Source organism: Mesorhizobium sp. M1E.F.Ca.ET.041.01.1.1 (assembly GCF_003997355.1).
Lineage (GTDB): Bacteria > Pseudomonadota > Alphaproteobacteria > Rhizobiales > Rhizobiaceae > Mesorhizobium.
The window spans coordinates 1-8,923 of record NZ_RZSL01000235.1; the positions used below are offsets into that span (position 1 = coordinate 1).

Consider the following 8,923-nt stretch of genomic DNA (forward strand, 5'->3'; position numbering starts at 1 on the left):
GGTGGAAAAGACCGGCAAGGTGTTCGTGCTCACCCACAACTACACCGCCTATCCGATGATCCGCCAGGCGCGTGAGATGGTGGCCAAGGGCCAGCTTGGCGACATTCGCATCGTGCAGTCGGAATATCCGCAGGACTGGTTGACCGAGGACCTTGCCGCTACCGGCCAGAAGCAGGCCTCGTGGCGCTCGGACCCCAAGCAGGCCGGCGCCGGCGGCGCGCTCGGCGACATCGGCACGCATGCCTATAATCTTGCGCGTTTCGTTTCCGGCCTGGAGCTCGATTCGCTGTCGGCCGATCTCGATGCCTTCGTGCCGGGCCGGCAGCTCGACGACAATGTCAACGTCATGCTGCGCTTCAAGCCGGTCGGCAACAAGCATCCCGCCAAGGGCATGATCTGGGCCAGCCAAGTGGCGCCCGGCCACGAGAACGGGCTGAAGCTGCGCATCTACGGCTCGAAGGGCGGGCTCGAATGGGTGCAGGCCGACCCGAACTATCTGTGGTACACGCCGTTCGGCCAGCCGAAGCAGTTGCTGACCCGTGCCGGCGCCGGCGCGATGCCCGTGGCGGCGCGTGTAACGCGCGTGCCGTCCGGCCATCCGGAAGGCTATCTCGAAGGCTTCGCCAACATCTACCAGGAGGCCGCGCGGGCGATCCGGGCAGCACGGCGCAAAGGCGGCAAGCTGGCCAAGGATGTCGTCTTCCCGACGATCGCGGACGGCGTCGAAGGCATGGCCTTCATCGAGGCCTGTGTGAAGTCGTCGAAGAAGAATGGGGCGTGGACGAAGCTCTAGGGGTGACGATATTCAGGTGAGGCCGGCCTGCAAACGGCGGCTTCCTGCGCTTCCGGTGCTCACGTACTTCAAGTACGCTCCGCTCCGGTTCTCGGAATCCGCCATTTTCGGCTCGGCCTGACCTGAATCTCATCACCCCTCGTTCGAAGGTGATGAGGGAGAGGGGATGTCGATGAAGATCGGCATGTGCATGTTCCTGTGGACCACCAGCGTCTCGACGAAGCATGAGGCGCTGCTGAAGGACATCAAAGCAACCGGCTTCGACGGCGTCGAGATCCCGGTCTTCGCGGGCGGGCCTGACGACTACAAAAAGCTCGGCGAGATGCTCGACCGCATCGGCCTGGAACGCACCGCGGTCTCGGCCATGGGCGATCCGGCGATGAACCTGATCTCGCCCGATGCCGCGACGCGCAAGGCCGGTATCGACTACATGAAATGGGCGATCGACTGCAGCGCGGCGCTTGGCGCGAACCGGCTGAGCGGCCCGCTGCACTCGACGCTGGGTGCCTTCTCCGGCAGCGGGCCGACAGCGGCCGAGAAGCAGCGTTCGATCGCCTCGCAGCGCGCCATCGGCGACCATGCCGGCAAGAAGGGCGTCACCGTTGGGCTGGAAGCGCTCAACCGCTTCGAATGCTACCTGGTGAACACGATGGACGATCTGTCGGAGCATATCGACGCGATCGACCGGCCTCACGTCAAGGCGATGTACGACACCTTCCACGCCAATATCGAGGAAGCCGATCCGATCGGCGCCTATACGCGCAATCGCAGGAACATTGTTCATATCCATATTTCGGAGAATGACCGCGGCGTGCCGGGGCGCGGCCACGTCCCCTGGAAGGAGACTTTTTCAGCCATCCGCAAGAGCGGCTATGACGACTGGCTGACGATTGAATCGTTTGGACGCTCGCTGAAGGACTTGGCAGCGGCGACGAAGGTGTGGCGCGATTTCGCCGAGAGCCCCGAGGCGGTGTACCGCGAAGGGTATAGGCATATCAGGGATGGGTGGAGGAAGGCGGCTTAGAGGCCCTGCGCCTAGTCCAACTTCTATTTGCGTTCGCAACGGTTGCCAGGTGGTTCCCCCACTCCGTCTCGGCTTCGCCGAGCCACCTCTCCCCCCTCCGGAGGGAGAGGAAAGGGAGCCTCGTGGCTCGGGAGAGGAAGAAAGCCTCGGCCTAGACCGTGATGGCGTTTCGTTGAATCGCCACCACAATCTAAATCTTTGTTGGAGCATGATCTTTCTCCGAAAACCGGTTCCCACTTTTCGGGATCATGCTCTAGGAGGACAGGCGTCGGCTCGGACAGCCTGGCGCCTTTCCTCTACCCCGTCGATCGGGGGAGAGGTGTCGAGCGCAGCTCGACGGAGTGGGGGTCGACCCTTGGCTCGGCGCTGCACGATGCCTGCGCCTATGGTTCACAAGGTTATCCCTGCGCGGCCTGCAGCCGGTTGTAGTCATGCAGCGTGCGGCTCAGCCGCCTGCGCAGGAAGTTCGAGATGTTGTCGAAGATGAAGACGACGAGCAGCGTCAACAGCACCATGTAGAAGACGTTCGCCCAGTTAGAATTGGTGCGCATCGCTTCCCAAAGCTTCAAGCCGATGCCGCCGGCGCCGACGGCGCCGATGATGGTCGCGCCGCGGGTGTTCGATTCCCACTGGTAGAGTGTCTGGCTGATGAAGATCGGCACCACCTCCGGCAGCACGCCGTAGCGCTGCACGAGCAGGCCGTTGGCGCCGGTCGACAGCACGCCTTCGCGCGGCTTGTCGTCGATGTTCTCCAGCGCCTCGGAATAGGTTTTGCCGAGCGTGCCGATCTCGGTGAAGAAGATGGCGGCGCTGCCGGCGAGCGGGCCGGGGCCGAAGGCGCGGGTGAAGAACAGCGCCCAGATCAGCATGTCGACCGAGCGCATGAAATCGAAGAAGCGCTTCAGGACCTGGCTGAGCAGGCCGCTCGGCGTGATGTTGCGGGCGGCGAAGAAGGCCAGCGGGAAGGCGACGATGCCGCCGAGCAGCGTGCCGAGGAACGCCATGACGATGGTCTGCAAGAGCTTCGTCCAGACGTCGCCATGCTGCCACTGCGCGTTGTTCCAGATGTTGTCGGCGGCTAAAGCCAGGTTCGACGTGCCGGGCTTGAGCTCAGGCCCCGAAAGGATCAGCGAAAACACCTCGCCGGCCGACTTGCCGAAGAAGGGCGAGCGGGTGTCGAAGACGAAATTCGCCCAGCCAAGGAAGCGCTTGCGCACCTTGACGCGGTCGACGGTGATGCGCACCTCGCCGGCAAAGCCCATCTTGGCGACGACCTCGTCATCATGCACGGTCACCCAGTCCGGCACCGGGCCGGACACCTGCGGCTTGCCGCTGGTGAGCGACACAGGCACCCTCTGGCCATTGGCGACGATTGTCGCCCTGGTCTTGTCGAAGATGACGGACTTTGCATTGCCGTCGATCTGCACGGTGAAGGTGCCGTCGGGATTCCTGATCACCCAGTCCGGATTGGGGTTCTCGCCAAGCGCGGAAAAGCGCGGATACTTCGGCGTGATCTGTGGCTGGTCGAGGCGGAATTCCGGCTGCAGGTCGTAGCTGATCCATTGCGACAGGAAGAGCGGCAGGCGCTCCCAATGCGATTCTTTCAGCACCTGCGGCAGGCTGAAGAACCACAAGGCATAGGCGAGATAGAGCACCGTGCCCGCGATCAGCAGCAGCGGCCAGAAGCGCCTGTAGGCCGGCCGCTGGAATATCTGCGGGTGGCGTTCCTCGATGGCCCTGATTTCGTCGACTGTCATAGCCATGGTCAAGCAGCGCTCATCAGGAAGGCCTGCTCGCCGACCAGTTTGCGGCGCAGCCAGGCGGAGAACTGGTCGACGAGGAAGATGGTGACAAAGAGCAGCAGCACCAGCGCCAACGTCTTGGCGCCGAAGCCGCGCGAGATCGAAAGCTTCAGCTCCTCGCCGATGCCACCGCCGCCGACGGCGCCCATGATGGTCGAGATGCGCACGTTGATCTCGATCCTGAGCAGCGTGTAGGACATGAAATTGGGCAGCACCTGCGGCAGGTCGGCGAAGCGCACGCGCTCGATCCAGTTGGCGCCGACCGCGCGCAGACCCTCCTCGGGACGCATGTCGATGTTCTCGTTGATCTCGTAGAACAGCTTGCCCAGCGCGCCGATCGAATGCAGGCCGATGGCGATGATGGCGGCGACCGGACCGATCGAGACGATGGCTGCGAACAGCCCGGCGATGACGATCTCCGGGAAAGCGCGCAGCAGTTCCATGAAACGCTTGACGACGAGCCGCAGGATCGGGCTCGGCGTCAGGTTGCGCGCGGCGATGAAGGAGAAGGGAACGGCAAAGACGAAGCCGATAAAGGTCGAGACCAGCGCCACGTTGACGGTGGTCAGCATCAGCTCGAAATATTCGGGGATGTAGATGCCGCCCCAGATGTAGACGCGGCCGAGCGGGAAGTTGAATTCCTGCGTGCCCTTGTCATGCGGCGAGGCGATGTCGAACAGCGCCCGCCAGACGTCGTTCCAGTCCTTCGGGATCAGCCAGCTCAGGAAATCCAGGATATGCGGCAGCCGGTCGAAGAAATGGCCGGCATTGGCCTCGTCGGCGAACCACATCGTCGCGAACATGGCGACAAGCAGCAGGCCGGCGCCTAGCGCGGTGTAGAAGCGGCGAAGCGAGGTCTGGCGCCGCCAGGCGTCCGCCTGCTGCCGGGTTGCTTCGGAGTGGATTGTCGCTGAGGCTGTCATGATCGGAGCATGCAAAAAGGGCGGCGTTTCAAAACGCCGCCCTTTCTTCCTGATGCCGTCAGCCGCCGATCGCGGCTTTGCGGGCCTCGACGATGACTTTGTAGAAGTCCGGCTTCACCGGGACATAGCCGGTGAAATCGCCGCCCTCGACGCCCTCGAAGCAGGGCTTGTCCTTGCCCGGGAGGGCGGTGAAGAAGTCGGTGAGCTTGGCAGTCATGTCGGCGCCGATCGCTGTGCGGACAACCAGCGGGCCGTTCGGGATCAGGCCCGAGCGCCAGACTTCGACGAAGTCGTTCGGGTCGACGGCGCCCTTGGCGACTTCCTTGTGGAAGGTGCCGGAGGTGTAGCCGTTCTTGAAGTCGCCGATGCCGGAGGAATCGTCCACCGCCACGTCGACCTTGCCGTCGCGAACGGCCAGAACGTTGTTCTCATGGCCGCCATTGAACTGGGTCGAGGCGAAATAGGTCTCGTTGGAGGCGCCGGTGTCCTTCGGAATCTGGGTCAGCGGGATCAGATAGCCCGAAGTCGAATCCGGATCGGCATAGCCGAGCTTCTTGCCCTTGGCCGACTTGATGTCGGTGATGCCGGAAGTCTTCAGCGCCAGGCCGATCGAATAGTAGCCGGTCGAGCCATCGGTCTGCTTGGTGGTGAGGATCGGGGTGACCGCGTTCGGGTCCTTGAGGTAGACGCTGGCATAGCCGGACGCGCCGAGCTCGGCGAAGTCGAGCGTGCCGCCGAGCAGACCCTGGATGACGCCGTCATAGTCGGCGGCCGGGAACAGCGACACCTTCTCGAAGCCGAATTCGGCCTTGAGGTGGTCGGCAAGGCACTGGTAGTTGCGCAGGCGGTCGGTCTCGTTCTCACCGCCGAGGATGCCGACGCGGAACTCCTTGATGTCGGCGGCGTGAGCGGCGCTTGCCGCCATGGCCAGCATCGATACGGCGCCAAAAACCATTTTCCTGAACATTTTGATCTCTCTCCTGTTGCTCCGGCTGCGCGCCGGTGACGTTCGAATTTTTGAGTTTTGCCTTTGACGCGGACGGGCGATCCGGGTTGCTCTTTGCCGAAATCCACGATTTGCCCGGAGCGGCTACAGCCCGGGCAATGGACTCAGTAGCCAGGGAAGGCCGGTTCGAGCGGTCCGGCGGATGCGGTGATCTTCGGCTTGACGGTGACGCTGGTCGACGTGATCGCCTCGGAGATCTCGACGCCGTTGGCATCGGCGCCATAGACGGTGCGCACGGCGTCGCGGTCGAGATCCTCGGGCGCGCCGTCGAACACGACCTTGCCGGCGGCCATGCCGATGATGCGGGTGCAGTAGGCGCGGGCGGTGTCCAGCGTATGCAGGTTGGTGACGACGGTGATGCCTTCGCGCAGGTTGATGTCGCGCAGCGAATCCATGACCACCTTGGCGTTGAGCGGGTCGAGCGAGGCGATCGGCTCGTCGGCCAGAAGCACCTTCGGCTGCTGCATCATGGCGCGCGCGATCGCCACGCGCTGCTGCTGGCCGCCGGAAAGCGTGCCGGCCGGCTGCAGCGCGGTGCGGGCGATGTCGAGGCGCTCGAGAGCCGCCACCGCCTCCGCGCATTCGGTGCGCGAGAACATGCCGAGCAGGTTGGAAAGCGTCGAGCGATGGTTGAGGCGGCCGAGCAGAACGTTGGTCAGGACGTCGAGGCGCGGCACGAGGTTGAACTGCTGGAAGATCATGGCGCAGTCGCGCTGCCAGCGGCGCAGCGGCGAGCCCTGCAGGCGGGAAACGTCGGAGCCGTCAAAAAAAATCGATCCCTGGCTGGGATCGATGAGACGGTTGATCATGCGCAATAACGTCGACTTGCCGGCGCCGGAACGGCCGATGATGCCGACCATCTGGCCCTGCGGGATCGATACGTTGATGTCGCTGACCGCGGTGTTCTTGCCAAATCGTCGGGTTACGCCGCGGATTTCCAACGTGGCCGATGATGCTGACATGGCAAGACTCCGGTACGTCGCAGTTTTGAAGGTCCGTTAACCTTCGCTAGCGCAGCCCCATGAAGCTGGGGTGTCGGATTGATGTCAGTTTTGTTACGACCCACAGGCAGGAATCGTCGTTTATGCACGTCGTTGTCCCAAAACCGCTGGGCACCTTTGGGCGACATGCACGGGCTCATCCAAGGACCAGCAATTCCTCGAAGTGCTTCATGTCCTTGAAGCTGCAGAAGGCCGGCGGGCGCAATTCGATCACTGGAGCCTCGCGGTCGAGGAACGACAGGCAGTCGTCGAACAGGTCCTGCCAGGCTGACACTCGTTCGTCGGCGAGGCGGCGGATCTGGTAAGCGAAGGTGATGTGGAAGATGTAGCTGTCGTGGTCGGGGTGACGATAGCCGAACGGCACCGACAGCGCGTCACGCCATGCCTTGAGGATAGCACGGTCCTCTTCCGTGGCACCGGCGACCGTCAGGCCGTTTGGCGTGACGCCGATGGCCTTGATCCTGAATGCACCGTTGCCCTCGAAGCCCTGCAGCCGCTCCAGATAGAGGCGAGTGATGTCGTCGATGCTGGTGTTCAACGGCACATCGGAAGGCCAGTAGGGAAGGCGGCGCCGGTATTCTATGATGCCCTGGAACAGGGTCATATGCAGGCTGGAGATCGGCGTGAAGGCGAGGCGATCGGCGTCGGGCATGGAGAGGATACGCTCGCGCACCGCGATGATTGCGGCTTCGGATGGCGAGCCCTCGACGAGGTGGCTGACAACGGTGTTGCCCGGCTCGAAAAGGAAATTGCCCGATGTGTCATAGCGGGTGCCGAGATGCATCGGCGGCATCGGGTTGGTGCCTTCGAAGAAGGAGGCAAGCGAGGGTCTGACTTTGTCGAGCATGGCGATCTCCCTGGGGGAGATCGCCTCTGCCCGAGTCGTGTGTCAAGGATGTGAATGGTGAAGGCTTCCCCAGCCCGAACCTTGTTGTCCGCCATTCACTATTGACCATTCACGAGATTCAGCCGCCATACTTTTCCAGGAAAGCCTCGGCCTCCAACTCGCGAAAATCGTCGAGCGCGGCGCGCAGCCGGGCATGGTCCCAATCCCACCAGGCGAGCGCCTGGTAGCGCTCGGCGGTGCGGCGGTCGAAACGCTCGCGGATCGGTTTTGCCGGCACGCCGGCGACGATCGTGTAGGGCGCGACATCCTTCGACACCACGGCACCGGCGCCGACCGCCGCGCCATCGCCGACGGTCACGCCGGGCAGCACGGTCGAGCCATGGCCGAGCCAGGTGTCGTGGCCGATGGTGACGCGCTTGGCGCGGCGCTGGGCAAAGAACTCGCTCTCATGCTCGGCGTCGTCCCAATAGTCCGAGGCACGGTAGGTGAAGTGGTGCAGCGTCGGCCGCCAAGTCGGATGATTGGTGGCGTTGAGGCGAACGCTTGCCGCGATGTTCGAAAACTTGCCGATGGTTGCGCACCAGACAGCGCAGTCCTGCATCATGTAGGAGTAGTCGCCGAGCTCGCTTTCAGAGACACGGCTGCGCTCGGCGATCTCGGTCCAGCGGCCGAGCTTCGAGTTCTCGACTTGCGCCGTCTCGTGGACCAGCGGCGTCTCCGAAAGCTTTCTCATGCGGCGATCTTTCCGGCGGCGAAGGCGGTGACGTCGATGACGCGGTCGGCCACCGCGTCGCGCACATCCAGGTCGTGGAAGATGCCGAGCAGGGCGACGCCCGCCGCCTTCTTGGCGGCGACGAGTTCGACCACGACGTCGCGGTTTTTGGCGTCGAGCGAAGCTGTCGGCTCGTCGAGCAGCAGGATAGGATGCTCGGTGATGAAGCCGCGCGCGATGTTGACGCGCTGCTGCTCGCCACCGGAGAAGGTCGCCGGCGGCAGCGCCCAGAGTTTTTCCGGGAGGTTGAGCTGCGCCAACAGGAAACGAGCCTTCGCCCGCGCGCCTTCCCTGTCCTCACCGCGCTCGACCAGCGGCTCGGCGACGACATCGAGCGCCGAGACGCGCGGCACGGTGCGCAGGAACTGGCTGACATAGCCGATGGTGTGGCGGCGCACGGCAAGCACGGTGCGCGGACTGGCGGAGGCGAGGTCGATCAGGCCGTCTCCATGCTGGACGATGATCTGGCCTTCATCGACGGCGTAATTGCCGTAGAGCATCTTCAGGATCGAGCTTTTTCCGGCGCCCGACGGGCCGCCAAGCACCGCGCATTCGCCGGCACGGATCGAGAAGGAGACGCCCGCCACCACCGGCAGCCTGACGCCGTCGCGCAGGTGCATGGTGAAGCTTTTCGCGACATCGGAAACGACGAGAGGGGTGGGCATTAGAAAGTGCTCCTTTCGCTGTTTGCGTGGTGGCTGAAGTACCCCCGCCCGGACCTTCGGTCCGACCTCCCCACAAGGGGGAGGTAGGGC

The 8,923-nt window shown here is 63.7% G+C and carries 9 protein-coding genes; 2 read left to right on the forward strand and 7 right to left on the reverse strand.

Annotated elements, in window-relative coordinates; all coding sequences use genetic code 11:
* Together EOA38_RS19375 and EOA38_RS19380 are read left to right on the forward strand one after the other, a co-directional pair.
* A partial coding sequence (locus EOA38_RS19375) for a Gfo/Idh/MocA family oxidoreductase (protein WP_145966000.1) occupies positions 1 to 793 on the forward strand: 793 nt, incomplete at its 5' end.
* Between the two features lie 172 nt (positions 794 to 965).
* Entirely contained in the window at positions 966 to 1,817 is an 852-nt protein-coding gene (locus EOA38_RS19380) for a sugar phosphate isomerase/epimerase (RefSeq protein ID WP_126095748.1), read from the forward strand.
* 398 nt (positions 1,818 to 2,215) lie between these two features.
* On the opposite strand, the gene phnE (EOA38_RS19385) is transcribed toward EOA38_RS19380, so the two are convergent.
* The 7 genes from phnE (EOA38_RS19385) to phnL form a co-directional block, all read right to left on the reverse strand.
* The gene (phnE, locus tag EOA38_RS19385; RefSeq protein WP_189350638.1) at positions 2,216 to 3,574 is read right to left on the reverse strand and encodes a phosphonate ABC transporter, permease protein PhnE; all 1,359 of its coding nucleotides are present in this window, start codon (positions 3,572 to 3,574) and stop codon (positions 2,216 to 2,218) included.
* Between the two features lie 8 nt (positions 3,575 to 3,582).
* The gene (phnE, locus tag EOA38_RS19390) at positions 3,583 to 4,542 is read right to left on the reverse strand and encodes a phosphonate ABC transporter, permease protein PhnE (RefSeq protein ID WP_126091869.1); all 960 of its coding nucleotides are present in this window, start codon (positions 4,540 to 4,542) and stop codon (positions 3,583 to 3,585) included.
* Between the two features lie 58 nt (positions 4,543 to 4,600).
* A complete protein-coding gene (gene phnD / locus EOA38_RS19395) occupies positions 4,601 to 5,509 on the reverse strand; it encodes a phosphonate ABC transporter substrate-binding protein (RefSeq protein WP_126091870.1) in 909 nt (302 codons plus the stop codon).
* 143 nt (positions 5,510 to 5,652) lie between these two features.
* Complete coding sequence (gene phnC, locus EOA38_RS19400; protein ID WP_126091871.1) at positions 5,653 to 6,510, reverse strand: phosphonate ABC transporter ATP-binding protein; 858 nt, start codon at positions 6,508 to 6,510, stop codon at positions 5,653 to 5,655.
* A gap of 175 nt (positions 6,511 to 6,685) precedes the next feature.
* Complete coding sequence (locus tag EOA38_RS19405) at positions 6,686 to 7,396, reverse strand: DUF1868 domain-containing protein (RefSeq protein ID WP_126091872.1); 711 nt, start codon at positions 7,394 to 7,396, stop codon at positions 6,686 to 6,688.
* Positions 7,397 to 7,514: 118 nt separating this feature from the next.
* A complete protein-coding gene (locus tag EOA38_RS19410; protein WP_126091873.1) occupies positions 7,515 to 8,129 on the reverse strand; it encodes a DapH/DapD/GlmU-related protein in 615 nt (204 codons plus the stop codon).
* Positions 8,126 to 8,833, reverse strand: a complete 708-nt coding sequence (gene phnL, locus EOA38_RS19415; RefSeq protein WP_126091874.1) for a phosphonate C-P lyase system protein PhnL — start codon at positions 8,831 to 8,833, stop codon at positions 8,126 to 8,128. The genes EOA38_RS19410 and phnL overlap by 4 nt, the downstream gene beginning before the upstream one ends.
* Positions 8,834 to 8,923 lie beyond the last annotated feature (90 nt).